The 26997-nt window shown below is 65.9% G+C and carries 34 protein-coding genes; 19 read left to right on the forward strand and 15 right to left on the reverse strand.

Translation table 11 applies throughout. The features are described 5' to 3' along the window. Positions 1-137: 137 nt before the first annotated feature. A complete protein-coding gene (locus tag NATPE_RS14880) occupies positions 138-740 on the forward strand; it encodes an HdeD family acid-resistance protein (RefSeq protein ID WP_015299176.1) in 603 nt (200 codons plus the stop codon). 299 nt (positions 741-1039) lie between these two features. Then, positions 1040-1426 carry a metal-dependent transcriptional regulator gene (locus tag NATPE_RS14885; protein ID WP_006181349.1) on the forward strand — a complete coding sequence of 129 codons (387 nt, stop codon included), beginning with the start codon at positions 1040-1042 and terminating at the stop codon, positions 1424-1426. Between the two features lie 81 nt (positions 1427-1507). Here NATPE_RS14885 and dpsA read toward each other — a convergent pair whose 3' ends face one another. From dpsA to NATPE_RS14910, 6 genes are all read right to left on the reverse strand, one after another. Continuing rightward, positions 1508-2053: a DNA starvation/stationary phase protection protein DpsA gene (gene dpsA, locus NATPE_RS14890; RefSeq protein ID WP_006181350.1), complete on the reverse strand. Its 546-nt coding sequence runs from the start codon at positions 2051-2053 to the stop codon at positions 1508-1510. Positions 2054-2202: 149 nt separating this feature from the next. Continuing rightward, positions 2203-3894: a bacterio-opsin activator domain-containing protein gene (locus tag NATPE_RS14895; protein WP_006181351.1), complete on the reverse strand. Its 1692-nt coding sequence runs from the start codon at positions 3892-3894 to the stop codon at positions 2203-2205. Beyond that, positions 3891-4355 carry a response regulator gene (locus NATPE_RS14900; RefSeq protein ID WP_006181352.1) on the reverse strand — a complete coding sequence of 155 codons (465 nt, stop codon included), beginning with the start codon at positions 4353-4355 and terminating at the stop codon, positions 3891-3893. Before NATPE_RS14900 ends, NATPE_RS14895 begins: the two co-directional genes overlap by 4 nt. Further along, positions 4348-4743 carry an ATP-binding protein gene (locus tag NATPE_RS23495; RefSeq protein ID WP_081597644.1) on the reverse strand — a complete coding sequence of 132 codons (396 nt, stop codon included), beginning with the start codon at positions 4741-4743 and terminating at the stop codon, positions 4348-4350. The genes NATPE_RS14900 and NATPE_RS23495 overlap by 8 nt, the downstream gene beginning before the upstream one ends. Before the next feature lie 294 nt (positions 4744-5037). After that, a complete protein-coding gene (locus tag NATPE_RS14905) occupies positions 5038-6039 on the reverse strand; it encodes an IS5-like element ISNpe18 family transposase (RefSeq protein WP_015298676.1) in 1002 nt (333 codons plus the stop codon). 287 nt (positions 6040-6326) lie between these two features. After that, the gene (locus NATPE_RS14910; RefSeq protein WP_006181353.1) at positions 6327-7214 is read right to left on the reverse strand and encodes a VOC family protein; all 888 of its coding nucleotides are present in this window, start codon (positions 7212-7214) and stop codon (positions 6327-6329) included. A gap of 1105 nt (positions 7215-8319) precedes the next feature. Here NATPE_RS14910 and NATPE_RS14920 point away from each other — a divergent pair. From NATPE_RS14920 to NATPE_RS14970, 11 genes are all read left to right on the forward strand, one after another. Beyond that, complete coding sequence (locus NATPE_RS14920; protein ID WP_015299177.1) at positions 8320-9177, forward strand: GNAT family N-acetyltransferase; 858 nt, start codon at positions 8320-8322, stop codon at positions 9175-9177. A gap of 92 nt (positions 9178-9269) precedes the next feature. Further along, a complete protein-coding gene (locus tag NATPE_RS14925) occupies positions 9270-9833 on the forward strand; it encodes a PadR family transcriptional regulator (protein WP_006181356.1) in 564 nt (187 codons plus the stop codon). A gap of 94 nt (positions 9834-9927) precedes the next feature. Then, positions 9928-10314 carry a hypothetical protein gene (locus tag NATPE_RS14930; RefSeq protein ID WP_006181357.1) on the forward strand — a complete coding sequence of 129 codons (387 nt, stop codon included), beginning with the start codon at positions 9928-9930 and terminating at the stop codon, positions 10312-10314. A 224-nt stretch (positions 10315-10538) separates the two neighbouring features. Beyond that, positions 10539-10889, forward strand: coding sequence for a hypothetical protein (locus NATPE_RS14935; RefSeq protein WP_006181358.1), 351 nt, complete (start codon positions 10539-10541; stop codon positions 10887-10889). A 68-nt stretch (positions 10890-10957) separates the two neighbouring features. Further along, positions 10958-11236: a ubiquitin-like small modifier protein 1 gene (locus NATPE_RS14940; protein WP_006181359.1), complete on the forward strand. Its 279-nt coding sequence runs from the start codon at positions 10958-10960 to the stop codon at positions 11234-11236. 68 nt (positions 11237-11304) lie between these two features. Next, complete coding sequence (locus NATPE_RS14945; RefSeq protein WP_006181360.1) at positions 11305-11514, forward strand: hypothetical protein; 210 nt, start codon at positions 11305-11307, stop codon at positions 11512-11514. Positions 11515-11587: 73 nt separating this feature from the next. Beyond that, positions 11588-12370, forward strand: coding sequence for an AzlC family ABC transporter permease (locus NATPE_RS14950; RefSeq protein WP_015299178.1), 783 nt, complete (start codon positions 11588-11590; stop codon positions 12368-12370). Continuing rightward, the gene (locus NATPE_RS14955) at positions 12360-12680 is read left to right on the forward strand and encodes an AzlD family protein (protein ID WP_006181362.1); all 321 of its coding nucleotides are present in this window, start codon (positions 12360-12362) and stop codon (positions 12678-12680) included. The genes NATPE_RS14950 and NATPE_RS14955 overlap by 11 nt, the downstream gene beginning before the upstream one ends. A gap of 50 nt (positions 12681-12730) precedes the next feature. Beyond that, a complete protein-coding gene (locus NATPE_RS14960) occupies positions 12731-12991 on the forward strand; it encodes a hypothetical protein (RefSeq protein ID WP_006181363.1) in 261 nt (86 codons plus the stop codon). Then, positions 12992-13363, forward strand: coding sequence for a hypothetical protein (locus tag NATPE_RS14965; protein ID WP_006181364.1), 372 nt, complete (start codon positions 12992-12994; stop codon positions 13361-13363). A 104-nt stretch (positions 13364-13467) separates the two neighbouring features. Continuing rightward, on the forward strand, positions 13468-13920 hold the full coding sequence (locus NATPE_RS14970) for a pyridoxamine 5'-phosphate oxidase family protein (RefSeq protein ID WP_006181365.1): 453 nt from the start codon (positions 13468-13470) through the stop codon (positions 13918-13920). A gap of 37 nt (positions 13921-13957) precedes the next feature. Here NATPE_RS14970 and NATPE_RS14975 read toward each other — a convergent pair whose 3' ends face one another. Next, positions 13958-14107, reverse strand: a complete 150-nt coding sequence (locus NATPE_RS14975; protein ID WP_006181366.1) for a DUF7560 family zinc ribbon protein — start codon at positions 14105-14107, stop codon at positions 13958-13960. A 174-nt stretch (positions 14108-14281) separates the two neighbouring features. Further along, positions 14282-14941, reverse strand: coding sequence for a helix-turn-helix domain-containing protein (locus tag NATPE_RS14980; protein WP_006181367.1), 660 nt, complete (start codon positions 14939-14941; stop codon positions 14282-14284). Positions 14942-15083: 142 nt separating this feature from the next. Between NATPE_RS14980 and NATPE_RS14985 the strand changes: the two genes are divergently transcribed. Continuing rightward, positions 15084-15479 carry a winged helix-turn-helix domain-containing protein gene (locus NATPE_RS14985; protein ID WP_006181368.1) on the forward strand — a complete coding sequence of 132 codons (396 nt, stop codon included), beginning with the start codon at positions 15084-15086 and terminating at the stop codon, positions 15477-15479. A gap of 195 nt (positions 15480-15674) precedes the next feature. On the opposite strand, the gene NATPE_RS14990 is transcribed toward NATPE_RS14985, so the two are convergent. The 3 genes from NATPE_RS14990 to NATPE_RS15000 all read right to left on the reverse strand — a co-directional run bounded on the left by NATPE_RS14990 (position 15675) and on the right by NATPE_RS15000 (position 20079). Then, entirely contained in the window at positions 15675-17600 is a 1926-nt protein-coding gene (locus NATPE_RS14990) for an aldehyde ferredoxin oxidoreductase family protein (RefSeq protein ID WP_006181369.1), read from the reverse strand. A 286-nt stretch (positions 17601-17886) separates the two neighbouring features. Further along, on the reverse strand, positions 17887-18087 hold the full coding sequence (locus tag NATPE_RS14995) for a DUF1328 family protein (protein WP_049804900.1): 201 nt from the start codon (positions 18085-18087) through the stop codon (positions 17887-17889). 108 nt (positions 18088-18195) lie between these two features. Continuing rightward, complete coding sequence (locus tag NATPE_RS15000) at positions 18196-20079, reverse strand: bacterio-opsin activator domain-containing protein (RefSeq protein ID WP_015299179.1); 1884 nt, start codon at positions 20077-20079, stop codon at positions 18196-18198. A 105-nt stretch (positions 20080-20184) separates the two neighbouring features. On the opposite strand from NATPE_RS15000, the gene NATPE_RS15005 reads away from it, so the two are divergent. After that, on the forward strand, positions 20185-20376 hold the full coding sequence (locus tag NATPE_RS15005) for an HVO_0649 family zinc finger protein (protein ID WP_006181372.1): 192 nt from the start codon (positions 20185-20187) through the stop codon (positions 20374-20376). Positions 20377-20712: 336 nt separating this feature from the next. Then, on the forward strand, positions 20713-21807 hold the full coding sequence (locus NATPE_RS15010; protein WP_006181373.1) for a hypothetical protein: 1095 nt from the start codon (positions 20713-20715) through the stop codon (positions 21805-21807). 66 nt (positions 21808-21873) lie between these two features. On the opposite strand, the gene NATPE_RS15015 is transcribed toward NATPE_RS15010, so the two are convergent. Then, complete coding sequence (locus NATPE_RS15015; RefSeq protein WP_006181374.1) at positions 21874-22443, reverse strand: NUDIX hydrolase; 570 nt, start codon at positions 22441-22443, stop codon at positions 21874-21876. Between the two features lie 186 nt (positions 22444-22629). Here NATPE_RS15015 and NATPE_RS15020 point away from each other — a divergent pair, with 186 nt between their 5' ends. Next, positions 22630-22905: a PadR family transcriptional regulator gene (locus NATPE_RS15020; protein ID WP_006181375.1), complete on the forward strand. Its 276-nt coding sequence runs from the start codon at positions 22630-22632 to the stop codon at positions 22903-22905. Between the two features lie 82 nt (positions 22906-22987). On the opposite strand, the gene NATPE_RS15025 is transcribed toward NATPE_RS15020, so the two are convergent. From NATPE_RS15025 to NATPE_RS15035, 3 genes are all read right to left on the reverse strand, one after another. After that, on the reverse strand, positions 22988-23242 hold the full coding sequence (locus tag NATPE_RS15025) for a DUF7511 domain-containing protein (RefSeq protein WP_006181376.1): 255 nt from the start codon (positions 23240-23242) through the stop codon (positions 22988-22990). 139 nt (positions 23243-23381) lie between these two features. Further along, positions 23382-24110: a hypothetical protein gene (locus NATPE_RS15030; RefSeq protein WP_015299180.1), complete on the reverse strand. Its 729-nt coding sequence runs from the start codon at positions 24108-24110 to the stop codon at positions 23382-23384. 81 nt (positions 24111-24191) lie between these two features. Then, a complete protein-coding gene (locus NATPE_RS15035; RefSeq protein WP_006181377.1) occupies positions 24192-24461 on the reverse strand; it encodes a hypothetical protein in 270 nt (89 codons plus the stop codon). 246 nt (positions 24462-24707) lie between these two features. On the opposite strand from NATPE_RS15035, the gene NATPE_RS15040 reads away from it, so the two are divergent. Both NATPE_RS15040 and NATPE_RS15045 read left to right on the forward strand, forming a co-directional pair. Further along, positions 24708-25097, forward strand: a complete 390-nt coding sequence (locus NATPE_RS15040) for a PPOX class F420-dependent oxidoreductase (protein WP_006181378.1) — start codon at positions 24708-24710, stop codon at positions 25095-25097. Between the two features lie 292 nt (positions 25098-25389). Next, positions 25390-26970: an acetolactate synthase large subunit gene (locus tag NATPE_RS15045; protein ID WP_006181379.1), complete on the forward strand. Its 1581-nt coding sequence runs from the start codon at positions 25390-25392 to the stop codon at positions 26968-26970. The last annotated feature ends 27 nt before the right edge of the window (positions 26971-26997 follow it).

Below are 26997 nucleotides of genomic sequence, written 5' to 3' on the forward strand. Positions count from 1 at the left end.
CTGTTTCGCCGGACCGATTCCGACAACGGCTCGAGCGGCCCCGAAACCCGTTCGGACCGGTCCGAAGCCGGGACAGACCGTCAAACCGTGAACTCGTTTTATCTCCAGACGCGACGTAGGAAAATGCGGTGAACGAGATGAACAGTATCACAGCACCCACTGGACACGGCGAGGGCATCGCCCTCGAGAACGACTGGCGGCGGCTCGCGATCGCGGGCGGAATCGTCGGGCTACTCGGACTGCTTGCGATGGCCGTGCCGGTCGTGACCGGGATCTCGGTCACGCTCGCGCTGGGACTGCTCCTGATCGCGGGCGGGATCGTCCACGCGGGCCACGCGTTCGCGGTGCGGGGCTGGCGCGGCTCGGCCTGGCAGACTGCGCTGGCGGTCGTTTCGATCGTCGCTGGAGCGGCGGTACTCGCGGCTCCGGCCATCGCGCTCGTTACCCTGACGATCGCGCTCGTAGCGTACCTGGCCGTCGAGGGAATCACGGAACTCGTGGCGGCGATGCGGCTGCCTGCCTCCCGCGGCCGGACCTCGATCGCCGTCAGTGGCGTCGCTGCGCTCGTCCTCGCCGGCCTCCTCTGGGCCGGTTTCCCGGCGACTGCGGCGTGGGCGATCGGCCTGCTCGTCGGCGCGAACCTCCTCGTAACCGGGATCGCGATGGTGTCCGTCGCCGCGGCCGCTCGTCGGCCGCTCGAGGAGGCGACCCCGTCCGCGACCGGACCGCGCGGGGCGTAATCCCGGTCGGGCCCCGGGACGGCCCGGCTCCAGCGGTCGCCGCGAAAGTCGCTGCATACTTGCTCGCCCGACGACAGCCGCGATGGGTGTGGCACTCGTTTTAGTGGCGACGACGGCGACCGACGGAACGTCTGAGCCGCAACTACTTTATTGTTTTAGGCAAGCCTAAATAATATGGACGGCGATCCACGCGGGGATCGCGGGCCGACGCGGCAGTCCGTCGCGTCACCCGAGACCCGCCCCGACGCTGCTCGTGAGGCCCGCCAGCGACTCGGCCGTAATCGGTCCGTACGGCATGGATGACGGACGCATCCCAGTACCTGCTCGTGTGCTATCTGGGCGCACAGGAGACCGGGGAGCCGGTGTCGCCGGGCTACGTCGCGGACGAACTCGAGCGGTCGCCGTCGGTCACGACGGAGACGCTCCAGCGTCTCGAGCAGCGGGGCTATCTGCGCTACGAACCGTACGAGGGAGCGACGCTTACCGAACAGGGACGCGAGGCGGCCGCCGACCTCCACGAGCGCTACGTCGTCCTGTCGACGTTCTTCCGAGAGGTCCTCGACCTCGCGGAGCCCGACCGCGAGGCGATGACACTGGCGGGCAGCGTCAGTCCGCTCGTGACCGAACGCGTCGCCGAAACGCTGCTCGAGGCCGAAGACATCGAAGCGATCGACGTGCCGGTCTGAGACGGCGATCGAGAAATAACAAGAGCCGGGTCGAGAGAGCGATTCGAGCCGCGGCGGGGGATCGCCCCGCACGAGCGGCCGTCAGTTCGTCGCCGACTCGAGGACCAGCGTGTCGTCCTCGAGGTAGTGTTCGATATGGTGGGTGTGTTCCTCGATGGTCACGAGCTGTTCGCGGAGGAGTTCGGCGGTCGCGTGATCGCCGAGGTTCTCGGCGAGTTCGATGTGCTGGCGCGTACTCTCGATGATGTCGCCCATCATCTCGAGGTCGTTGGCAAGCGACGTCCGAATGTCGTAGACGTCCTCGTCTTCGGGTTCGACGGTCGCCTTCTCGGCCAGCGTCGTCATGTTCGCGTGTGGAACGCCGCCAAGCGCCTGCAGTCGCTCGGCGATCTCGTCGGCGGCGTCCTCGACGTCCTCGTAGACCTCCTGCAGGAACACGTGAATGTCGAGGAACTCCGCGCCCTCGACGTTCCAGTGGTGCTTGTGGAGCTGGTGATAGAGGACGTACGCGTCCGCCAGATCGCGGTTGAGCGCCTCGACGATCTGCTCGGCCTTCTCGGGCTCGAGCCTGAGCGAGTTCTCCTCGACGGTACCGGCTTCCTGTTGGACGGTCTGCTGCGTGTTCATCACAGTAGTCTATAGGGCACCCACACTCATATAACTTATCTTATATTTTTTCGTGTAGCCTAAAAATCGGGCGGCGGGCACACGGTGGTTCAGGGGCCGAGAACGGAACTGCTAGAGACCGGCTGGCACCGAGATAGCATTCGGTCGTGTTACTCGCCGAATACCGACTCGAAGAATTTCCGCTCTGACGTCCGCAGATGCTGGTTGAAGGTCGCGGGCGCGATACCGAGGCGCTCGGCGATCTCCTCGCCCGTACTGCCTCGCGGCCAGTCGAAATAGCCCGCGAAGTAGGCCGTCTCGAGGGCCGCCCGCTGTTTGTCGGTCAGTTCGTCTTCGAGGACCGACAGCGGACCGGTGTCGTTGCGGTCGCCCCGCTCGGTGGTCCGCTGGGCGAGGTAGGTCGCGTCGTCGCGTTGGTCCCGAATGAGTTCGATCATCCGGCGGGTGTCCCGGCCCCGTGGCAGTTCGATGACGAACCGGAACTCCCCGTCGGCGATCGTCGCCGACGCGACGCGGCCGCCGTGAGTTGCGATCGTTTCGAACAGCGATACCGCCGCGGGGGCGACGAGTTCGAACTCGAACTCGTCGCGCCGGACGGCGAGAAACCGGACATCACTGATCCCGTCGCTCTCGTCGATGGCGTCGCGAAAGGCTTCCTGCGAGATCCCCGACGCCGAGCCGTAGGCCAGCAGCGTCTCGTCGCCGCCGACCAACTGCTCGAACTCGATCGTACACCCCTCCGAGGTCGAGCGTTGGATCAGCGGTTCCGCCAGCTCCTCGATGCGGAACTCGAGTTCGACGACGGCGTCGCTGACCAGCGCGTCCTTTCGCTCGATCGCGGTGATCGCGTGGGCGATGACGTCGCCGGTCCGGGCGAGGACCTCGGTCGCGGGCCCCTCGAACGCTCGCGGCGACGACGAGTAGACGTTCAACACGCCGTAGACGAGGTCCTCGTGGATGATCGGGATCGCCGCCGAGGACTGGTAGCCGCGGGAGTGCGCGGCCTCTCGCCACGGTCCGTACGTCGGATCCGTCCGCATGTCGTTCATGACCTGTACCTCGCCGGTCCGGACGGCCGTTCCGGCCGGCCCCTGCCCGGCCTCGTCGTCCGCGGCGACGGTGACGTCGATCTCGTCGAGGTAGCCGTCCTCGACGCCGGCGGCCGCCTCCGGCACGATGCGGTCGCTGCCCGGATTGACACCGCCGATCCACGCGAACCGGTAGGCGTCCTCCGCGGCGAGCCGGTCACAGACCTGCTGTTCGAGTTCCGCACGTGTCTCGGTCGTGATCACCGCGTGGCTGATGTCGTGGCCGATCCGGTTGAGCCGGTTCAGCGCCTCGAGTTGCTCGCGTTGCTGGCGGCGCTTTCGTTCCTGATGGGCACGCTCGATCGCGTGGTGGATCGTCCGCACCAGCAGTTCGCTGGTCACCTCGTCCTTGACGAGGAAGTCCTGTGCGCCCCGCTGGATCGCCTTGACACCGACCTGCTGGTCGCGAACCCCCGTCAGGACGACGATCGGCGTCTCGCCGGTCTCCTCGTGGACCGTCTCGAGGGTCGTGAGCCCCTCGCTGTCGGGGAGGTTCAGATCGAGCAGGACGATGTCGGTCGGTTCGGTCTCGGCGGTCGCGAGCCCGTCCTCGAGGCGGGTTTCGCGGACGATCTCCGGTGCCCCACCGGCCGCATCGCCGGGGCTGACCCGCTGGACCAACTCCTCGGTGTCCCGGAGCATCTCCTGGATTAGCCGGGCATCGCCGGGGTTGTCCTCGATCAGGAGGACCCGAAGGACGTCGGTCGCGTCGCCCTCTCCGCCCGCCCCCGCTCTGGTGTCGGTCTCGCTCATTGGGGATCGACCTCCGGTGGCAGCCGAACGACCGAGAACCAGAACTTCTCGAAGGCCCGAACGGTCTCGATGAACTCGTCCGGATCAACCGGCTTCGTGAGGTAGGCGTTCGCGTGGAGTTCGTAGGACCGGGCGATGTCCTCTTCCGCCCGAGAACTGGTCAGTACGATCACCGGGATCGATTGCAGTTTCGGATCGGCCTTGAGGTCCTCGAGGACGTCCTCGCCGTCCTTGCCGGGGAGATTAAGATCAAGCAGGATCAGGTCCGGACGGGGGACATCGGCGTACTCGCCGTGCTTGGAAAGGAACTCCAACGCCTCGGTCCCGTCGGAGACGACGTACAGGTCGTTCTCGATACGACCCTGTTTGAACGCCTCCTTGGTCAGGCGAACGTCGCCGGGATTGTCCTCGACGAGCAGGATTCGGGCCGGCTCGGGCTGGGTGTGTGGTGTCTCAGTCATCGCTCAAGTCGTGGTCCGGTGTGGTGGATAACGCGACGGAGACCGTTGCTCCCCCGCCCGTCTCCGAGTCGATGGTGATCGCGCCATCGTGGCGCTCGGCGATGCGCCGACAGAGCGCGAGCCCCCGGCGGTGCCGGCGTACTCCTCGCGGCCGTGGAGCCGATCGAACACCCGGAAGAGACGATCCGTCTCCCTCGGATCGATCCGATCCCCGGTCGCGGACTGAAACCTTCCATCTCGGACCATCGTACTCGGCGAATACGGATATACGTGGGGTTCGTTCGCCCGAATAGGTAATCGCGGAATCCGGCAGGTTCTGGAACGGCTGCCAAAACTGGTCGGGGTCGCCATCGACACGAAGACGTGGGGCCGGTCTCGATCCCGACATCGGTCTCTTCGGTCCGCACCTCGAGGTCGGCCGACTCGAGCGCCCGCTGGCCGCGTGTCGCGACGGCCACCCGATACCGCAGTCGAGCGGCGAGCGCGTCCGACGAGGGATCGACAGCAGCCATACTACCGTTCGAAAGACCCGCGAGAAGCGTAAACCTAGCGCCGGACTGTCTCGAGAGTGACTTTCCGTCCGTATGACCCATCATGGGAGTGACCGAACGGTCGGCGAGGATCGGCCGTCGCTTACGGTGGCGCTCGAGTACCTCACCAGCCGAGCGTGTCATAGAATCGATCACAGGGTTTTGAGCTTCGTTCGTCCGGGATTGTGTCCTCTTTCGTAGTTGGTAACTGCGACGATCACGCGGAGACTCAGTGCAAGGAACACCTGTGTTCGTGCATGTACGCGGCCTCGGGCGCGGACGTGCCCGAGGCCGCAGTCCTTGCAGGCTTCGTTTGTTCGTTCCACTTGCGTCCGATGATCATACGTCTCGGCGAGTACTGATTGTTTGAGACTGATGTCTTCGGCGTGTTCGTCAATGCGGTCCTCGACCCTGTATTCGATGTCAAGCGGATCGTCCGTATTGCGTGGGTTGTACGGCGCAATCGGCACGACTCCCTGCGACAGCAGGAAGTCGTGCCACTCCAGCACGTCGTAAGCGCTGTCTCCGAGCATCCAGATCGGTGTATCGACGGCGAGCGCGTCCTTCGTGACGCGCATCGCCGTCTCAGCATCGATCTGCTTTCGCTGTGTGAACTCTGCAGCAATCGGAATCTTTGGCCCGGCCGACACAATCACACAGCCGAATCCGTAGTAGTGTTCCTCAGCCGTTGAGTCGTAGTTCCACGTCGCTTCATCGTTGTACTGGATTGCAGTGACGTGAGTCGAATCGATGCGGTATGTGGAGTCGAGCAGGCCCCGGCAGGCGGCCTGCTCGACGAGGCGGTCGAAGACATCATCCACCACCAATTCAAGATCGGTGAGAAACCGATCAACAGTGTCTCGTGAGGGCGGCTTCTCGAAACCGCAGGAGAGCCAAGTGAGTGTATTGTGGAGTTCTCGTGTGACTGGTCGTGGGCCGTAGATGCCTTTGTAGTAGCAGTGCAGGAAGCCTTTGAAGAGTTCTGGGGGCTTGTGGACTCGTGTTCGCCCCCTCGAAGCGGGGGCGAACACGTCGTACTCCAGCAGAAACTCGAACTCTAAGTACTCGAATAGCGGTGCTGTCTCCGTAGCCGCGACATTCAAGAAGTCGTCAACCGAAGCTACGCCTTGCAGGGTTGTGGCGCTGCTGGACATAGTTTCCACACCCTGCTGCCTTCGTTGAGAACGTTTCTATGACACGCTCCACCAGCCAGTTATAGTAACAACGAGCGTGTCATAGAATAGTTCTCAGGAGGCGTTGTTCACGGTTTCGCCCTTGAGCAAAACCCATGACTGACGAAATTCATAGGATTACACGCGAATTGGAAGCTGTATAATCGCCAAGTTGAGGGTATGAGACGTATTCTATGACACGCTAGTAACAACTGAAACGATTCACACACCAATCGCACAGCCGTCATGCGATCGGGTGTGCAGTGACTTCAGTGGCTCCCATCGGTTCCCGGTCGGAGTCGAACCGCGGTCCCGTCAGGATCGACGACCTCGAACCCGTCCCCACGATCAGTGATCGAAACGTCGGCCTCAAGGAGTCGCTCCCGGACTGCCTCGAGGGCCCCCTCACCGGGGACGAGCAGTTCGAACCACGCCAGTCCCCGCCCGCCGGCCGGCTCCGACCGGCGGTTCCACGTATTCGTCCCGACGTGGTGGTGATAGCCCCCGGCGGCGAAAAACAGCGCGCCGGGCACGCCCGTCATCGTCACGTCGAATCCCAGCCGGTCGGCGTAGAACGACCGCGCCGCCTCAAGCGAGGACATCTCGAGATGGACGTGGCCGATCGTCGTTCCGTCGGGGACCAGTTGCGGCCCCGCGGGAGCCGGCCCGGCATCGCCGGCGGCCGCGAGGGTATCGAGGTCGAGCGGCGCGCCGGCGGCCCGGATGGTGCCGTCGTCGGCCCGCGGCCACGCCGCTCGGGGCCGGTCGCGGTAGATCTCGACTCCGTTACCCGCGGGATCCGTACAGTACAGCGCCTCGCTGATGCCGTGATCGGAGGCCCCCTCGAGCGTCCAGCCATCCCGGAGTCGCTCGAGGGCGGCGGCAAGCGCTGCCCGCGAGGGGACCCGGAAGGCGATGTGATAGAGACCGGCCGCCCGCTCGTCGCGCGACGCGACGGTCGAGTCCTCGCGGACGACCAGCAGTGCCGTCCCCTCGGTTCCGAGGGTCGTCGTTCGATCGGCCCGCTCTAACACACGGAGGCCGACGGTGTCGCGGTAGAAGTCGACGGTCGCAGTGCGGTCGGCGACCACCAGTGCGGCCCGGCCGAGTCGGGTGCCGTCCGGAAGCGTCGGGGATGGATCCGAAGACGCAGTCATACGTGTCCTACGGGCTCGAGGCCCCTAAGTGGCTCTTTCGGCCAAATGCCGACGACGGACGTCGATCGGCTCGTTGACTCCACCACCGCCAGGGACCGGGCTCCGAACACCATTTCTGTATCGCCATATGTAGTTTATACCTGTGGTGCAGGGGAGAGTACCGACCGAGCGTGATCGGACCGCGATCGCTCGAATGAGTCGCCGCAAACAACCGGACTCGTGCCGATAGCGACGCGTCGCAGCCCGGTCGCGGTCCGCGCGGGCTTCGATACTCAGGGACTGAACGGACGGCCACCCGAGGACGTCATCGCCGTCCGCAAGTAACGACGAGCCGAAACAGCCCTGAAATGGCGTCCGCAGTCGAAGGGGAAGGTTCGAACCGACGACCGATCGCCGTAGTCGACCACCCGGGCACGACTCTGACGACGACCGGCAACTCATCCGTTCGGCCGATCGCGGGCGACTCATCGACAGCGATCGGCGACGACCGGACTTCCCGTGGCCACCCGGCCCGCTCGAGTCCGATCGGAATCCGGTTCTCGTCCGACGGTCGGGAACCGTCGTCACCGGCCTCAAACCCCTGGGTCACGACCCGAAAACCGGCCGCTCCGAACGGGCCGATACCGACTCGAGCCACCCGGTGGTATCGTGGAAACTCGATCGCCGACGAACGACGGATTCGACTGCAGCGTTGCAGTCGACCGTCGCGGCCCGGAGTCCCGGTCGTGACTGACGCCGTGCCATCGGCCGTGAAATCGTGTGAACTGGCAACGATGGCCAGGTACTGAGGGAGACGAACCGATCGTCGGCCCAGTTGCCGGTCGGAACGATCGGTCCATCGAGTCGAGTGGCGCTTGCTCCGAGGTCAGAACGGGAACGTCCGTTCGAACAGTATCTCATAAACTACATACTGCTATAGCAATTCCTATACTGGGCCGGACGGACATCGACTGCGTCGGAGCGGCCCTAATCGGAGATTGGCCGGACGGAACGGGGTGATCGACGGTCCGAAACGGAATCGAAACTGCGGCGTCGCCGCGAGCGGTCCCACGGGGCGGACGATACGGATCGCATACTAATGGCGGCGGTCGGCGCGGGCGTAGATATGATACCGGACCCGACGGGATCGTTCACGACCGACCTCCAGCGGCGCGTCTACGAGTACGTCGAGCGTAACGGAGCCGTCACTCGCGACGAGCTGGCCCGCTCGATCACGGTCGACGACGGCCGGGCCACCTCCAAGCCCGCGCGGTCGGGGACCTACACCGAGTCGGTGCCGCCGACGCCGGACGAACTCCGCACGTGTCTCGAGGCACTGCAGGCGGAGGGACATCTGACCGAGACCGACGGCAAGCTTCGGGTCGCGCTCGCGGCGACGACGACGGACCTCGACTGCGAGGACGGGCGCGTCACCATCCGGCCGGCACGCGGGCGGGACCGAGCGGGGATCATCGAGACGATGCGGACGGTCGCCGCCGATGGGCCGTACGTCGTCGCCGACCACGTCGCGACCGACCTCGAGCGCGATCGGGCGCTCGTACGAGCCAACGAGGACCGGGCGCGGGTCGTCTTCACCGCGATCCTCGAGCCGGCGTCCGATGACGAGGACGAGTCGGAAGCGGATTCCGGCGGAAACGCGGACGCGTCGACGGACGGCGACGTCGTCGGCTGGCTCCACGTCGATGCACCCGAACGCCGGGCGCTCCGTCATACCGCCGAGGTGACCGTCGGCGTCGATCCCGACCACCGCCGGGAGGGAATCGGCACCGAACTGCTCGAATACGGCCTCGAGTGGGCGATCGGCGCGGGCTACGAGAAGTGCTACCAGCACGTCCCCGCGACCAACGACGGGGCGATCGCCTTCCTCGAGGAGAACGGCTGGGAGCGGGAGGGAACCCACGAGAGGCAGTACTGTCTCGACGGCGAGTACGTCGACGAGGTCATGCTGGCGATCTGGCCGTAGCACACTGGAGAGCGAGTCGATCCGTCGCATCGGCCTCGACGAATACGCTGTTTGGCGGTAGCACTATACATAGCCACAGTGGACTCGGACGCATGGAATCGAATCAGTTCGCCGAACTCGGCGTATTGGGAGTACTCGCAGAGGAGCCCGCCGACACGGAAACCGTCCGCGAGCGGCTCCGGCACAACTTCAGTCGATACTGGACAGCGGGGTACGGGGCGCTCGAGCCGACCGTCGAGCGGCTCCGGGAGGTGGGTCACGTCACGGCGGTCACGTCGGTCACGGAGGCGGGCCGCCGGGAAACCGAGTACGCGATCACGGACAACGGTCGCGAGCGACTTCGGACGCTGCTGAACGAGCCGATCCCCGACGACGAGATTCCGATGGGCGGCCCGCGACTCGTTCTGACGATCGGCTTTCTCCATCACCTCCCGACCGACGAACGGCGCGACCGGCTCGCCGCGTTGATCGATCGGTTCGAACGGGCCCGCAGCCGATGGCACGACGTCAAAGCGACTCACGAAGAGACGCTGGCGGAGCCGACCGGGTACCGGCGTGATCTGCAGGACCTCGCGATCCGGCTCGTCGACACGTACTGCCAGTGGCTGACCGAGCTGTGGGACGAATTGGAGGCCGAGCCACAGCGTCGGTCGTGACCCCATCCCGTCGGTACTCGCGGAGCGCCGGACGCCGACACCATCGCAAGGACGGAGGACCATCTTCTTGCCAGTTGATCCCATATCATGCCGCATGGAGGAAATTTCCCTTGGCGTACCGGAGCCGATCCTCGAGCGACTGCCGGACGACGACGAGAGCGCGGCGGCGGACATGCACAAGGCCGTCGCGGGCTGGGAGGACCAACTCAACCGCGTCCGCAAGGAGGCCGAAGACGACCGCGAGGCCGCCGGACGGATACTCGAGGCCATCGAACGGTTCGAGGAGCGCTACGAGACCTACGACGCGTTCGTGCCCGAACTCCGGGCGTGGGGCCAGTCGCCGATCTACGCGATCGCGTGGCGGACGCTGTACGCCGACGTGATCGCCCAACTGTACGACCACGACGACCTCGCCGACCATCTCGACCGGGAGCGAAACGCGCGACTTGTCGAGGACGGCATTCGGCTGCAGGACCTGTAGCGACGGCGACCCGTTTCGAACCGTCTTCTTAGCGTGTCATAGAATACGTCTCATACCCTCAACTTGGCGATTATACAGCTTCCAATTCGCGTGTAATCCTATGAATTTCGTCAGTCATGGGTTTTGCTCAAGGGCGAAACCGTGAACAACGCCTCCTGAGAACTATTCTATGACACGCTCTCTTCTCCCAAGCGTTGAAACTTCAGGACGGCGTAGGAAACGGTATGTCATTCGCCGTCTCCCACGCCGGAACGACGCATCTCACCCTCCATGGAGGATCCGATACCACCGCCTGCAACGAGGCCGAGGCCGAACTCGCCGAGGCCCTCGAGGCGCTCGTTGCGGCGGGCCGGCTGACCGATTGGGAGATCGCCGACGCCGACGTGTACGAACACCCGACCGCGCCGTTCGATCCCTACACGATCGCGCTCGAGTTCGCGGTGACGGTGACCGTCGACGCCGACGATGCCGACGCGGCGGCCGAGGAAGGGATGGCCGCGATCGAGGCGGCGCTCGCCGGGACCGACGCCGAGCCCAACGACGACGCGTCGTCGCCGACGGTCGAACCGATCTAAGAACGGCCGCCGCGTCCCGGGACCGCGTTACCGGACGGACTTATGTCGCTGGACGGCGAGTACGTGGTATGGACATCGATCTCCGATTCTTCGCCACGTTCCGGGAAGCCGTCGGCGAGAAGGAGCGAACGCGAACCGTGGCGGACGACGCCACCGTCGGCGACGTCCTCGCGAGCCTCGAGGCCGAGTACGAGGGCCTCGAGGGGCAGCTACTCGCCGATGGCGAGGTTCGGCCGCAACTGAGCGTGTTGAAAAACGGCCGCAACGTGGTCCACATGGAGGGCGTCGACACGACGCTCGAAGCGGGCGACGTGGTGTCGGTGTTCCCGCCGGTCGCCGGCGGGTAGGGTGAAATCGGGCGGTGATCCGGGGGATTTCCCCGACGCTTTTGTTGGTCGGTCGAAACGATCAGCGTATGCTCGACGAAGCCGCCGAACTCGTCTTCGAGTTGGGGGTCGACCGCCTCATCGAGCGGACCGACGACCGGTCGCGAATCCAGCAGGCCTGTCTGTTCCTCGGGGTCGTCGCTGCACTGATCGCGATCGCGCTGGCGGCTGTCAGTGGCCTCCTGTACGGGGCCGCCGCTGGCGTCGTCGCGCTAGCGCTGTTGCGCTACGGCGCGTGAATCCGAGCGGACGCCCCCGATAGCTGCGGGCACTTTCGAGAACGCTTTAGGCCTCGTGATACTCGAGTCGAACGTGACGGAAACCGACAGCAGTGACGCGGATCGCGGTGCCGCCGGTGAGACGCCACCGGACTCGATCGGCGGGGGCCGACCCGCCGAGGTCGAGGCCGAGTCGGTCACGTTCGATCGCGAAGGGATCCGCGCCGGCTTCCTGACCTGTCTCCCGATCGCCGTCGGCGTCGGCGGCTACGGGATCGCCTTCGGGATGCTCGCGCGCCAGGCGGGCCTGAGCGTCGCCGAGGCGGCACTGATGAGTGCGACGGTCCTCGCCGGCGCGGCCCAGATCGTCGCCGTCGAGCTTTGGACCGAGCCGATCCCCATTGCGACCGTCCTCCTCGCGACGCTGGCGATCAACCTCCGGTACTCGCTGATGGGCGCGGCGCTTCGCCCGTGGCTCGAGCGACTCACCCCGCTTCGGAGCTACGGCAGCCTCCTGCTGATGGCCGACGAGAACTGGGCACTGACGATGCGCGAACTCAAAGACGGAGGCAGCCGGGGCGCGTTCCTGCTGGGGACCGGGATCGTGATGTGGCTCTTCTGGGTCGCGGCGACGGTCGTCGGCGCGGCCGCCGGCGGCGTGATCGGCGACCCGGCCCGGTACGGCCTCGATTTCGTCCTCGCGGCGGTCTTCGTCGCGCTCGCGCTCGAACTCTGGGAGGGGCGGGCGACGCTGGTGCCGTGGCTCGTCGCGCTCGCAACCGCCGTCGTCGCCGACGCCCTACTGTCCGGCCAGTGGTACATCCTCCTGGGCGGGTTCGCGGCCGCCGCCGTCGAGGTGGTCCGCTATGATGAGTGAGGGACCGCTCGCGCTCGATCCGCTCGTCGTCGGCGTCGTCCTCGCGATGGCGATCGTGACCGCCCTCACGAAAATCGGCGGCTTCTGGCTGCTCTCCCGACTCGAGGTGAGCGATCGAGTCGAAGCCGGCCTCTCGGTCCTGCCGGGCGCGATCGTGATCGCGATCCTCGGACCGGAGCTGGCGGCGGGCGGGCCCGCGGAGTGGGGCGCAGCCGGCGTCGTGGTGGCGATCATGTGGCGCACCGAGAACATCCTGGTGTCGCTGTGTGGCGGAATCGGCGCCGTCATCGCGTTCCGCGCACTCTTGTAACCCGTTACCGCTGAACGCGATTTTATCCGTCCGGCCGTCGAACCGGGTGTATGGTAACTCGTCTCGAACGGTCCTTTCGCGGCATCTCCGAGCGGCTCGTCGTCCGCTACCTGACGAATCTGGGTGGCGAGCAGGTCGACGATACGACAGTCGAAGGCGAGGACTGGACGGCGACGTTCTCGTCGGAGCGGGTCGGCGTCGGCCCGTCGCTGCAACTGACCGAGGTGACGATCGTCTTCGAGGGCGACGAGGAGACCCTCGAGCCGCTGGTCGAGCAGTTCGCACAGAAGGCGATGCGCGCGGGCGGATAGATGGCGGGCGAACCGATCGAGGGGCAGGTCCTCCTGCTGACGGCCGCGAAGGCGAGCGTCCCGGCGACCCGACTGCCGGACCTCATCGAGCGGGCGCAGGCGAGGGTGGGCCCCGATCGCGAGCGGTACCGCCGGGAGTTCGAGCGATGCTACGCCGACGACGATCTCGAGGCCTTCCTGGTCGGGTGGGGCCACTGGGAGGAGATCGGCGAGGAGATCGGACTCACCGATCGCGAACTGTCGGCCGTTCGTCGCGCACACGAGGAGCAACTCCTGCGGATCGGCCGACGAACCGACCGCGAGGCGGAGTTCGAGACGGCCCTCGAGATCCGCGAGCCGGTGGTCATCGCCACGCCGGAAGACGACGAGTAGCGGCGGTCAGCGGCCCCTCGTGGGCGTCGCGGTCGCGCCGCGGCCGCTCGCGGTCGATGGCAACTATAAAGATCGTGTTTCACCTTTGAAGAACCACCCAGACGATGGCTATCGACCAGGAAACCGAGATGACCGACGCGGAGATCGACGACTTCCTCAGTCGTCACGAGACGGGGGTGTTGTCGCTCGCGCGGACGGACGACCCGTATGCGATTCCGATCTCGTACGGCTACGACGACGACGCCCGGGAGTTCTACATGCGGATGGTATCGACGCCCGACAGCGAGAAGCGGCAGTTCCTCGAATCCACGCCTGCGGGGCGACTCGTCGTCTACGACGAAGCCGGTTCGACCTACCGGAGCGTCATCGCGACCGGCGAACTACAAAGCATCGAGCCCGCGGAGTTGACGCCGGACCAGATCGCCCAGTACGGCGACGCGAAGCGGCCGCTGTTCGAAATCTGGGCCGAAGGGAAGGACGCACTCGACATCGAACTCTACCGCCTCGTGCCCGCAACGCTGGCGGGACGGCGAACCGAAGTCGATCGAGAGGAGTAAGAGCGGGCGATCGGGCCGGTGCCGACTCGGAGCGAGTCTAATTCGTCTGCTGTTCTGCGACGAAGTCCGCCGACGAGACCGATGCCCCACAGACCGGACAGCCGTGTGTAAGCGTGGCCTCGCGCATCGATTCGTTGACCTCGATCTCCTGCCCGCACTCGGGGCACGTGAACTCGTATCTACTCATGTCGGGGGAAACTCGCGTGAACCGTCGGTTGTCTACCGTATAGCTGTACGTCCAGTATATATAGGGTTGCGGTTCGGTGCCACCGGCCTGTAGGTCCCGTTACGTTCATAGGGTTCGAGTCAGCAGCCGCCGTCCTCGTCCCGTTGTCCCGACCGACGACCGACGCGTCGTCGGTCACTCATGGTCGAGGATCGCATCGAGGAGTTTCGTCTGGGCCGCCGCGAGGTGTTCGGTAAACGTCGTACTGGTGATCCCGAGTTCCGTGGCGACCTCGCCGGCATTGGCCCGCTTTGGGTGGTCGAAGTAGCCCATCCGGTGAGCCGTCTCCAACACCTCGGTCTGGCGGTCGGTCAGCGTACTCCGGTCGACGAAGACGAGGTGTCGCTCGTCGTGGTCCTGCTGGGACTGAAGCAGTCGCTGGACGTCGAGCCCCGAATACCGCTCGCGCAGGTCGCCGATGACCGCCTGCAGGACGTGCATGTCCGGGGTGTGGAACGTGAGATACAACGCGCTGCCGTGTGCCCGGACGTCGACGACCGGACAGTCGTGGCCCTCGATACACTCGCAGGGACAGCCGTGGCCCAGCTCGCGCTCGAACCGGTAGACCTCGCTCGAGCCGTAGGAGAAGATCGACTCGATCTCGGCGTCGACGTCGAACTCCTCGGGGTAGTCGTCGGCCTCGAGCATGAACTCCTCGGTCACGCGCTCGGGCGCGGACGGGCTGGTGCTTTTGGAAACCGAATGGACCCGCCCACTGGCCGCCGCGGCGGCCTGCGCGACGACGCAGTCCGGCGGGTCGTCGATCTTTATCTCAGCGCGAATCCCCGAAGCCATCGACCGGTACTCGGGGGGCCGGCATCCTAAACCCTGTGTCCGCAGTTCGACCCCGCCACCCGCATCCCACCCTATATAAAGGGCCCTGTATTTATTGGGACTCGTTTGGAGGGGGCTCGGTGGATACGATGAGGTGTAACAGATGTCCGCTACGAACTCCGACGCCCGGAAGCGAGGCTGGCACCGCGACGAGACCGTCGATACACAGGCCGTGTTGGCCGCCCTCGATGACGATGCCTGTCGGGCCATCCTCGAGGTGACGACCGAGGAGGCACTGACCGCGACGGAACTCTCCGACCGCTGTGACATCCCGATGTCGACCGCCTACCGGAAGGTCGAACTGCTGACCGACGCCGACCTGGTCGAGGAGCAGGTCCGGATCAACACCTCGGGCAAGCACGCGACCGAATACGCCACGAACTTCGACGACGTCCACGTCTCCGTCGGCGACGACGGGTTCGAGATCGAACTGACCAAACCGGAGAGCGACGCCGAGGCCGGGTCGAGCTACGGCTCGCCCGCGGTCGCCGATGACTGAACCGGGCGCGTTCGCCGTCTTCGGATCGATTGTAGTGGATCCCGCTCGAGTCGACACCGTTCGTCGATAGATTCCTTCTCGTCGCATCGTTGCCGTCGTCTACTGCTCGGATCGGACGACAGCAGTCGGTAGGGCGACCGATATCACTCCGGACACGCCGTCTCGACCGCGAAAAAACGAACCCGACCTGACCGCTCAGTCGTCGCTCGAGACCGCCGCACCGCCCTCCCCGCTGACGCCGGTGCCGGGGCCGAGGTCGATGCCGAGTTCGTCGAGTTTCTCGTCGGGGACGACCCCGTCGACCCAGCCGCGGTGGTCGTAGTACTCTTCTTTCATCTCCTCGAGTTCGCAGTACTCGCCCTCGCTTGCGCCCTGGCCGCGGATGCCGTCCTCGAGGAAGCGCACGGGCAGGGAGTCGTCGGCGCCGTCGAAGCCGTTGAGGTTGTTGTAGTAGCGCTCTAAGTTGTAGATGCGCTCGCCGGCCTCGAGCAGTTCCTCCTCGCCGACGTCGCGGCCGGTCATCCCGTTGTACTGCAGGACGTACTCCTCGATGCCCTCCGCGAAGGCGTTGAACTTGCAGATGTCGAAGGAGTCGCTGATGGCGTGGAGGTCCTGGAACTGGGCGGTGAGTTCGCCCTTGCCCTCGTACTCGTAGGGGTCGACCTTCTCGGGGATCCCGAGGATTTCGGCTGCGGGGGTGTACCCGCGCAGATGGCAGGCCCCGCGGTTCGAGGTGGCGTAGCCGATGCCCATCCCCTTCATGCAGCGCGGGTCGTAGGCCGCGATGGTCTGGCCTTTGACCGCCAGCGAGTTGTCGTGGGCGTCTTTCGCGTCGGCGACGCGCTTTGGACCTTCCGCCAGCAGGTCGCCGAGGTCGTCCTCGCGGTGGGCGATGCGCTCGATCATGTCGATCATGGTTTCGGTGTCGCCCCACTCGAGTTCGCCGACGCCCTCGAGTTTGCCCTCCTCGGTCATCTCCATGGCCATCGCCATCATGTTGCCCGCGTCGATGGTGTCGATGCCCATGTCGTTACAGCGCTCGAGCATGAGCGCGATCTTGTCGCGGTCGGTGTGGCCGGAGTTGGGGCCGAGCGCGTAGGCCGACTCGTACTCGTAGGACTCGGTGCGGACGTTCATCTCCTCGCCCTTGTGCATCGTCGTCACCTCGACTTCCTTCTTGCAGGCGACGGGACAGGAGTGACACGTCGGCTCGTCGACGAGGATGTTCTCGCGGACGTTCTCGCCGGAGACCCGTTCAGCGTCGATGTCGACGCCCTCGGCCTCGCGCATGCTCTTGGTCGAGGTGTATTTCCCGTTCTTGGTCGGGAGGCCGTCCATCTCCTCGCCGATGTTCATCAGGACGTTGGTGCCGTACATCGAGAGACCGCCCTCGTTGGGCGCGGTGACCTCCGATTCCTGAATGGCCTGCATGGCCTGCTGGTGGCCCTCCTTGAACGTCTCCGGGTCGGCCGGCTTCGGCATCTTCGTCGAGGACTTGACGACGACTGCCTTGAGGTTCTTCGACCCCATGACACAGCCGGTGCCGCCGCGGCCGGAGGCCCGGTCGTCCTCGTTCATAATGGAGGCGTACTTGATGCCGTTCTCGCCGCCGGGGCCGATCCCCATGATCGAGAGGTTCTTGCCGTAGGACCCCTCGACTTCCTCCTCGATGGCATCGCGCGTGTCGTGGAAGCCCTCGCCCCAGAGGTGGGAGGCGTCGCGCAGTTCGACTTCGCCGTCCTCGACGAAGGCGTAGACCGGTTCGTCGGCCTCACCTTCGAAACACAGGCCGTCGAAGCCGGACCACTTGAGCCGAGCGCCGGACCAGCCGCCGTGGTGGCTGTCGGTAACTGTCCCGGTCAGCGGCGATTTGGTACAGATGGCGATCCGGCCGCTCATCGTTACCTGCGTGCCCGACAGCGGCCCGTTCATGAAGGCCAGCAGGTTGTCGGGTCCGAGCGGATCGACGTCCGGACCCTGGTCGAAGACGTACTTTACCCCAAGCCCCCGCGCACCGATATACTGCTTTGCATCTTCGTCGTCGATCGACTCGTATGCGACTTCCCCGTCCGAGAGATCGATGCGGGCGACCCTGTCTTGAAATCCGCCGAGTTCAGTCATGGTAACCGTTCCGTGTTATCTACGACGCCCAGAGTGTTAGGAGTTCTCAACCACACGTAACCGCAACGGGTTACGTGCCGGGGTGGACGGTCCGAGTGAAAACAGGCAGACATTGTCCCGTCCCGAACCGATAGTCGGGTTGGCAAGTTCTGCGAACCCGTAACCACCGGTAGTGACATCGATGTAACCGGCGGGGCGACCGGTTCATACGGTCTACTGTAAGTCATTACCGGTGCAACCATGACCGCTCTGCGGTTGCACCGGTAAATCCGTACAGCAAACCGTATCACAACAACAACGCGACCACCGCGAGGATGATGAAGATCAGCACGAAGATCCGTGCGATCTCCATCGAGATGCCGGCGACCCCGCGGGCACCGACGGCGGCGGCGATGATCGCGAGGACGAAGAAGACGATCGCCCAGTACAGGAACCCACCACCCGTCTGCAGCGGCACGGTCTGCAGCGGCATCGTGAACGAGAACATGCTCATCGCTCCCACGACTGCTCACATAAACCTCCGCGACCGTCCACGACCGTTCTGAGTCCTAAGCCGGGACTACAGGTCACGAGCGAAGACAGTCCGGGCCGGGGGTTACGCGTCCCCGAAGAACGCGCGACAGAGCTTCGCCTCCGCCGTCCGCAGGTGTTCGTGGAACGTCGGCCGCGAAACGCCCATCGACTGGGCGAGTTCCTCGCCGGTCGTCGGCCGGGGCCACTCGAAGTAGCCGCCGAGATAGGCCCGCTGTAGGGCCCCGAACTGGCGGTCGGTCAACGCCTCCTCGAGCCGGGCGGCGAACTCCTGCCGGGTCTCGCCCTCGCGTTCGCGTTGCTGGAACGAGCGGACGTCGGTGCCGGCGTAGCGGTCCTCTATGGCCTCGACGATCGATCGGACGTTCGCCGAGCGGGGGATCTCGAGGGTGACCCGGGCCCGACCGTCCTCGGCCTCGATCGCCTGCGTTCGGGCGCCCCGTTCCGAGAGCCAGCCGACGAGGCCGGAGTCGCCGGTCAGTTCGACCAGACACTCGTCGTCGTGTTCGACGACGACCCGGCAATCGACCCCCTCGAGGTCCGCGACTGCCGCGGTGAGGTCCTCGCCGGTTGCACCGGCGACGGTAAACAGCGACGCCGTCTCGTCGCCGGTGCGATGGACCGACCGGCGGTACTCCAGCCGGCAATCGGCCGCCGACGAGAGAGCCGCCGGCGCGAACGACCGGTCGGCCAACTCGAGTTCGACGGCGACGACGGCGTCGGTCGCGAGGACCCGGCTCGTTTCGCGGGCATTGACACCGCTTGCGATCGACCGAGCCAGCGCGGAGAGGATGACCGTCTCCCGCTCGTCGACGTCCCGGTCCTGGTCGGCCCGAACCGTCAACACGCCGTACTCGATGCCGTTGTACGACAGCGGCAGGGCGACACAGGTGCGGCCTTCGACCGTGCCGACGGTGGATTCGGTCGTCTCGAGGGTCTCGACGGCGGGGTGGTCCGCCCCGGTCTCGAGCTGCTGGCGGTCCGTTCCGCTGCCCGCACTCGAGCGAACGTCGATCGTGCCGGTCGCGGGGTTCCGTTCCCCGATCCAGGCTCCGTCGTAGCCGTCTTCGGCGGCGATCCGCTCACAGACCTCGCTCTCGAGTTCCGAACGATCCGTCGAGCCCGCCACGACCGCGGTCACGTCCTGAATCAGCCCCTCGACGCGGTCGAGGATGTACTCGAGTTCCTCGGTCCGTTCCTCGAGTGCGAGTTCGGCCTCCTTGCGCGCGGTGACGTCGTTCTGGAAGCCGACGTAGTTGGTCACCGTGCCGTCCTCGTCGCGGACGGGCGCGATGGTCACCTCGTTCCAGAACTCGGTCCCATCTTTCCGGTAGTTTTTGAGTTCGACGGTCACCGGGTAGTCCTCCGCGACGGCCGCCGCCATCTCCGCGATGGCCGCCTCGCTGGAGTCTTCGCCCTGGAGGAACCGGCAGTTCCGACCGACCACCTCGTCGTACTCGTAGCCGGTCATCTCCTCGTAGGCCTCGTTGACGTACACCAGCGGGTTGTCTTCCATGTCGGGATCGGAAATGGTGATCCCGACCGGCGCCTCCTCGAGCGCGCGGTCCTTGACGAGTCGGTCCCGAGTGCCGGCCAGTGCCCCCTCGTCGTCGGCGCCGGTCGCCCCGCGGTCGAACGTGATCGTCGCGCCGTCGACCCCGCGGTGGATCCGCGCGCCCTGCCGATCGTCGTCGAAATCGACCCGGCGAACGGTGCCGACCGTCGTCTCGTCGATCGCCGTCGCGAGCCGGTCCCAGTAGCCCGGGAGTGCGGTCGCGGCGTCGCGGTCGGCCTCGCCGATCCCGAAGGCGTTGCGCGCGGCCTCGTTCGCGTACGTGATCGTCCCGTCAGCGACCGCTACGAGCGGATCGACGACGTGCTCGAGGGCACGTGCTGCGGCCGCGGGGTCGCCGACGTTACCACGCCGGTCCGCATCCACATCGTCCATACCTCCGTATACGGACGGATCCCTAAGAACCGTTGCGATCGGACGAACCATCCCAGCCGCATCGCAGGCTAGGGTGTTAAATACTGCCACAGTATAGTGTAACACATGTCAGCGTATCGATCACCGTTCGAGCGGCTCCGGGAGAAGTTCGACGAGTCCGAGCGTCGCTGTCCGGAGTGTGGCTACGTCGACACCGAGGGTGGCTGGCGCGTGACCACGTCCGGCGGCCGGGTCCGCTACCAGTTCGTCTGTCCCACCTGCGACGCCGTCGAAACCAGGGAACTCCGCCTCGAGTGATCGCTCACCGGGGCTCGAGCGACCGCAGCCGTTCGCGAGCGGCGACGCCGCCCATCGACCGCTCAGTTTCGGACGGAAACCCGCCTTTTTCCGCAGGAGCCGTCGGTAACGAGGAACTGAGACCGACTGGATGGCGCAGAATCGTCGGTTTCAGTCGTCGCGGCGTCGATCCGGCAGTCACCGCCGATCGCTTTCGGTCGGTCGCAGCCGACGCAGTCGAACGGGGGTCGTATGACCATGATCGATCGGCTCCGGGCTCGAAAGGGCTGTTTTCTCCGGTCTAATCCCGTAACAGTCGACCCGTTTTAGCCGGGGACCGCTCCTACGTCGGTCCGTATGGTTTCACGACCACGAACACTCGGTGTCGCGTTCGTCGCCGTGCTGGTCGCGCTCTCGGGGGGTCCCGCCCTCGTAGGGGCGACCGCACCGGCCGCGAACGACGACGCCGGAGACATGAGCGACACGAGCGCAACGCTACAGAACGTCCAGGTCGGGACGCTGGAACTCGAGAACGTCACGGTTCGAAACGCCACGATCGAAGAACTCAGCGTCCAGCAGTTGGACGTCCAGAACAGCGAGGGGCTCCAAGACGCACTGAACGAGTCCGCGGACGACCAGTCCACCGGAAACGACACCGCGGCCGGCAACGAGTCCGCGGGCGACGAGGTCACGATCTCGAACGTCGCGTTCGAGTCGCTCGCGCTCGAGAACGTCTCGATCGAGGACCTCGGCGGAACCGATGGCGAAAACGCGACCGACAACGAGAGCGCCGCCGGCGAGAACGACTCCACGGCCGGCATCGGGCAGGCGATCGACGAGGGGGCCACGAACGTCACGGTCGGAAACATGACGATCGAGTCGATGACCACCGAGCAACTGACCGTCGAGGACCTGACTGTCGAGGACGACGGCGGCGGCATCCTCTCGGGGATCTCCGATTTCATCGGCGGCCTGTTCGGCGGTGACGGCGACGGCGAGGCCAACGAGAGCGAGAACGCCAGCACGCAGGATATCGAGGAACTGACCGTCGAGGAGTTCGACGTCGACGAGATTACGGTCACCTCGATGACCGTCGGCAGCCTCGAGACACAGGCCGACGGGAACGAGACAGCCGACAACGAGATGGCCGGCAACGAAACCGGCGGAAACGAAACGACGGCGAACGAGACTGGTGAGAACGAAACCGCCGGCAACGAGACGGCTGGCAACGAACCGGAACCGACCGGTACCGACGACGAGATGGCGGGCGAGACGATCCCCTCGCTCGAGGCCGGCTCAATGACGATCGACGACGTCGCGGCGAGCAGCGTCACCCTCGGTGAAACCGACGGATTACAGGCCGCCCTCGAGCAGTCACAGGGCGAGAACGAGACGGCCGACAACGAGAGCGGGAACGAGACAGACACTGCAAGCGACACCGAAACCGGGTGACGTGGGACAGCGACTCCCCAGTCACGGTAGTCGCTTCGCGGCCGTTCGTCGCCGATCTCCGGACGACTACACCTCGTCCGAGTCGCGGTCCGTCCCGAACAGTCGGTAGTACGAGAGCGCGAGGACGGTCCGGCCGTCGCGGACCTCGCCGTCGGCCACCGCATCGGTCAGCGCCTCGAGCGACCGGGTTCGGACGCGAATGCTCTCGTTGTGATCGAGGCGCTGTTCGGCGGTCGGCCGACAGCCCCGAGCGACGAAGAAATGCAACACGGCGTCGGCGATCCCGTTTGCCGGTTCGACGGTCACCAGCGGCTCCAGCTCGTCGGCCTCGTGGCCGGTCTCCTCGGCGAGTTCCCGACGAGCTGCTGCCTCGAGGTCGTCGTCCTCGGGCTCGGTGCCGCCGACGGGGAGGCCGTGGCTGACCCGGGAGACGGCCTGTCGCCACTCGTCGATACAGACGACGTCGCCGTCGGGCGTCAGCGGCAGCACACAGACGCTGGCCGGCTCCGAGAGGTAATCGAAGTCGGTTTCGGTCCCGTCGGGAAGTCGAACGGACTCGTTAACGACATCGAACCCCGGACAGGAGTAGGCTACGCGACGATCGCGGGTCTCCCACTCGAGCGAATCGGTTGGCACAGCCGCGACTACGGCCGTCCGGGTCAAAAACACCGCGTCACGCGACCGGCGGACAGCGAGGCCACGGTCAGACACCGGTTGCGGCAGAGACCGATTCTACGCGGTCCGTTCGGGGGTTCCCGGCCGACGTACACGTTCTATAACAAAGCCACAGCACGGTGAACGTCGTCACTCAGAGGGTGATCCATGGACCAGCTAACTGGCTTCCAACGTGACCTGTTGTACGTGATCGCAGGGAAAGATCGGCCGTCCGGACAGGCCATTCTCGACGACATCAACGACTATATCGAGCAGCCGGTGACACACGGCCGGCTGTATCCGAACCTCGATACGCTCGTCGAGAAAGACCTCGTCGAAAAGGGGCAACTCGACCGCCGGACGAACTACTACGCGCTGACGCCCAAGGGCCGACGCGCGCTCCAGCGCCGTCAGGAGTGGGTCGACCAGTACGTCGACGTATAACTTCTGACGTCGTGGCCCTTCTGACCCAACTCGGCAGCCACGCGTATCGCCGGCCAGTCGCCGGCGGCTCGTCGGCGGGCGGTCACCGGGCGTCGTCGAGATCGACGACCGTCTCGAGATCCGCCGCGAGCCAGGCGTTGAGCTTCGCCTCGGTCGACCCGTCGCGCGGCACGAGCGTACAGCGATCGCAGTCCGACTCGTAGCGGACCACGACGGCCTCGAACAGGGCCGCATCGGCGGGTCCGGCTCGGTCGTCGGTCGCGTCCTCGTTGCCAGTGCCCCCGTCGGTCCCGTCAGTAGCGCCGTCCATGGTGATCTCGGCGAGCGTCGTCGCCACCGGTAGTAGGGGCTGGGCGGTAAAAACGGCTACTAGTTGGAGTATAGAGGGGTCACGTGAACTCGGTACCGTTCGAAAACGGCCTCGAGCGCGTCGGCCGTTCGCCAGCCCTCGACACGGTGACACCCCGACGGCGGGCTCACTGCGACTCGAATGCGACCGTCTCGAGGTCGGCCTCGAGGTCCTCGACGTGGTCGTTGAACGCGGTGACGAACGCGGGAACGTCGTCGACCAGCCGGCGGACCTCGGGGGCCGGCGGCGGCCCGTACTGCGAGAGGAGGTAGATCCCGTCCTCGCCGCCGACGCGCAGATAGGAGACCGCGTCGCCGTCCCACTTCAGCTCCCAGCGGGTCCCGTCGATCGTCGTCGCGTAGGTGCCGTAGTCGCCGTCGTAGCGGTGGAGCTGGCCCGCCATTGCGGTACAGACCTCGCGGATCCGCTCGAGGGTTCGATCCCGCTGGGCGGCCAGCTCGGCGGTCGATTCGACCTCGGGGAACTCGTCGGGCACGTCCGCGAAGAGCCCCTCGAACGACCGGACGTACTCGTTGAAGGCCGCGACGAAGGCCTCGTAGTCGGTCATCGCCCGCTCGAGCGCGTCGGGCTCGGGCGGCTGCTTGCTCGAGACGGCGTAGATTTCCGACCCCGACTGGGGCTCGTATCGCAGGTACTGCACGTCGCCGGCCTCGTACTTGAGCGTCCAGCTGCCGGCGTCGGTGGTGAACGTCTTCTGTCCGTAGTCGCCGCCCTGTAAAACGGCCAACTCCCGTGCGATCCGGCCGGCGTGGGTCCGCACCCGGGTCGCCAGCTCGTCGCGCTGCTGGGCGACGTCGTCTGCCCCTTCGACGTCCGCCTCGAGTCCGTCGGTCATCACTCGAGGGAGGAACCGAGGGCCGGTAACGGTTTCGCCACGGTGCTGGGTGACGGGACAACCCGACGGCGGGACGGGGTGCTATTCGCTTTCGTCGGTTTCGTTCGCGCCGGCCGTCTCGTTCGTTTCGTTCGTGTCGGTCTCGTTGTCGCTCACCCCGGGCGTCTCCTCGCTCGGTTCCTCGTCCTCCTCGATGTCCTGGCCGTTGCCCGTCCCCTCTTCGGCCTCGGTCTCGGTGTCGTTCTCACTGTCGCCGCCCGGCCCGCCACAGCCGGCAAGGAAGGCGCTCGAGGCCGCGACACCGGTCAGTCCCAGCACGCGTCGGCGAGTCGTCGACGGGTCGTTGGTCATACGCCACGAGTCGAGTGCGACCGGAATAAGCCGTCAGGCGGCACGTGCGTGGTCGTCTCCGCCCGCGGCCACGGGAGGGCGATCACCGCCGCCGGAGCCGCGACGCCTCGATCCCGGTCGATGTATCGTAGCCACTGAAACGATTCACACACTGTTCGCAACGCCATCGTGTGGTTAGGTGCCTAATGATATTCAGTGGCTACGATAGGCATCACGCCCAAGAACGGGGCCGGTGAACCGTGGTCCATGGTCTCGATCCCCGAGGGGTTCCACGACCTGTTCGAGAAGGCAACGTTCGCTCACGTCGCGACGCTGACCGACGAGGGGCTGCCCCACGTCACGCCGGTCTGGATCGACTACGATACGGCCGACGACCGGCTGCTGATCAACACCGAGCGGGGGCGACAGAAGGAGCGAAACGTCCGGAACAACCCCGGCGTCGGCGTCAGCATGACCGACCCCGAGGATCCCTACCGGTTCCTCTCGGTGATCGGTGAGGTCGAGGAGGTCACGACCGACGGCGCTCGAGCCCACATCGACGAACTGGCCCGGCGCTATCAGGACGTCGACGAGTACCAGCCGACGATCGAAACCGAGCGCGTGATGCTGCGAATTCGGCCGGATCGGGTCCTGTAGCCCGCGGGAGGACAGAAATTTCCGACCGCCAGCGGCCGCTTCGCTTCGAGCGATCCCGCCCGTGAAGCCGTCACCTCACGATTCGCCGTCAGTGCGGCCGACGGACCGGCCGAGATCCCCTCACTAGCGAGGTGATAAACTAATACGGGCGATACTAAATTCGGATTCGGCCGGCCGACGTACCCGTGAGAACCGCGCGAGCGCGACATCGATCCGATATGGCATGCCACTCGAGACCCCCGCGGCCGCCTGCAGGGGCGACGATTAATGCCGACGGTATGGACGGCCGCCTATGGCTACCACTGCGGACCTGCTGGTCGACTGTCTCGAGGCGGAGGGCGTCGACCGGGTCTTCGGCGTGCCGGGCGAGGAGATCGAGGACCTGCTGTTCTCGCTGCGGGCGTCGTCGATCCGCTTTATTCCGACGCGTCACGAACAGGGAGCGGCGTTCATGGCGGACGTCCACGGCCGGCTGACCGGCGCGGCCGGCGTCTGTCTGTCGACGCTCGGCCCCGGTGCGACGAACATGATGACCGGCGTCGCCGACGCCCAACTGGACAAGAGCCCCGTCGTCGCGATCACGGGTCAGGGCGGCCGCGAGCGGCTCCACAAGGAGAGCCACCAGGCGCTCGACGTTGTCGACGTCTTCGAGCCGATCGTCGAGTGGAACACTCAGATCGGCGAACCCGAGATCGCCCCCGAGTCGGTGCGCAAGGCGTTCAAACTCGCCGAGTACGAGAAGCCGGGTGCGACCCACCTCGAGTTCCCCGAAGACGTCGCGGCGGCCGAGATCGACGCGGAGCCGATCGACCGTCGCGATCCGGTCCGGCGGCCGGATCCCGACGACAAATCGGCCGAACGCGCGGCGGCGTTGATCGCCGACGCCGAGCGACCGATCCTGCTGGCGGGCAACGGCGCGGTCCGGACCCGCGCATCCGAGCAGGTCCGGGCGGTCGTCGACCGCGTCGGGCTCCCCGTCGTCGAGACCTACATGGGAAAGGGGGCGATCTCCGACCGCGAGCCGGCGTCGCTGATGACGCTCGATTCGGGACCGGACGAGGAGGCCGCGCGGGCGATCGAGCGGGCCGACTGCGTCGTCGCCGTCGGCTACGACATCGCCGAACACGATCCACAGGGGTGGAACCCGGACCTCGAGAAGACCATTATCCACGTCGACTACGAGCCCGCGGAGGTCTACCGCCACTACAACCCCGACGTCGAGATCGTCGCCGACGTCGGTGCGGCGCTGTCGGCCATCGCCGATCACCTCTCCGCGGCGGCCTGTTCGCTGTGGTGTGACGACCTCCACGACCGGCTGCTCGAGGGCGTGACGGAGCCGCCGACCGACGACGACCCGGTGACGGTACGAAACGCCCTCCCGCTCCTGCGCGAGGCGATGGCCGATTCCGGCGTACTAGTCTCGGACGTTGGCAGTCACAAGATGGCCATCGCCCAGTCGTTCCCGACCTACGAGCCGAACACCTGCGTGATCTCGAACGGGCTGGCGAGCATGGGGATCGCTGTCCCGGGCGCGCTGGCGGCGGATCTGGCCGTCGACGCGAACGTCGTGGCGGGCACCGGCGACGGCGGGTTCCTGATGAACGCGGCCGAACTCGAGACCGCGACCAGACTGGACTGTGGCTTTACCACCGTCGTCTTCGACGACGAGGATTACGGGCTCATTTCGGAGAAACAGGAGGCCCATCGGGCCGACCACACCGGCACCGAACTGACGACGCCGAACCTGGTGACCTTCGCCGAGAGCTTCGGGATCGAGGCCTACCGCCCCGACGGGTGGGACGAACTCGAGGCGGCGTTCGCCGGAGCCGTCCCGTCGGACGAACTGGCGGTGATCCAGGTCCGACTCGAGTGAGCGGCGACGGGGCTCAGGAAGGAGCGC

It is taken from the genome of Natrinema pellirubrum DSM 15624, assembly GCF_000230735.2.
Taxonomy (GTDB): Archaea; Halobacteriota; Halobacteria; order Halobacteriales; family Natrialbaceae; genus Natrinema; species Natrinema pellirubrum.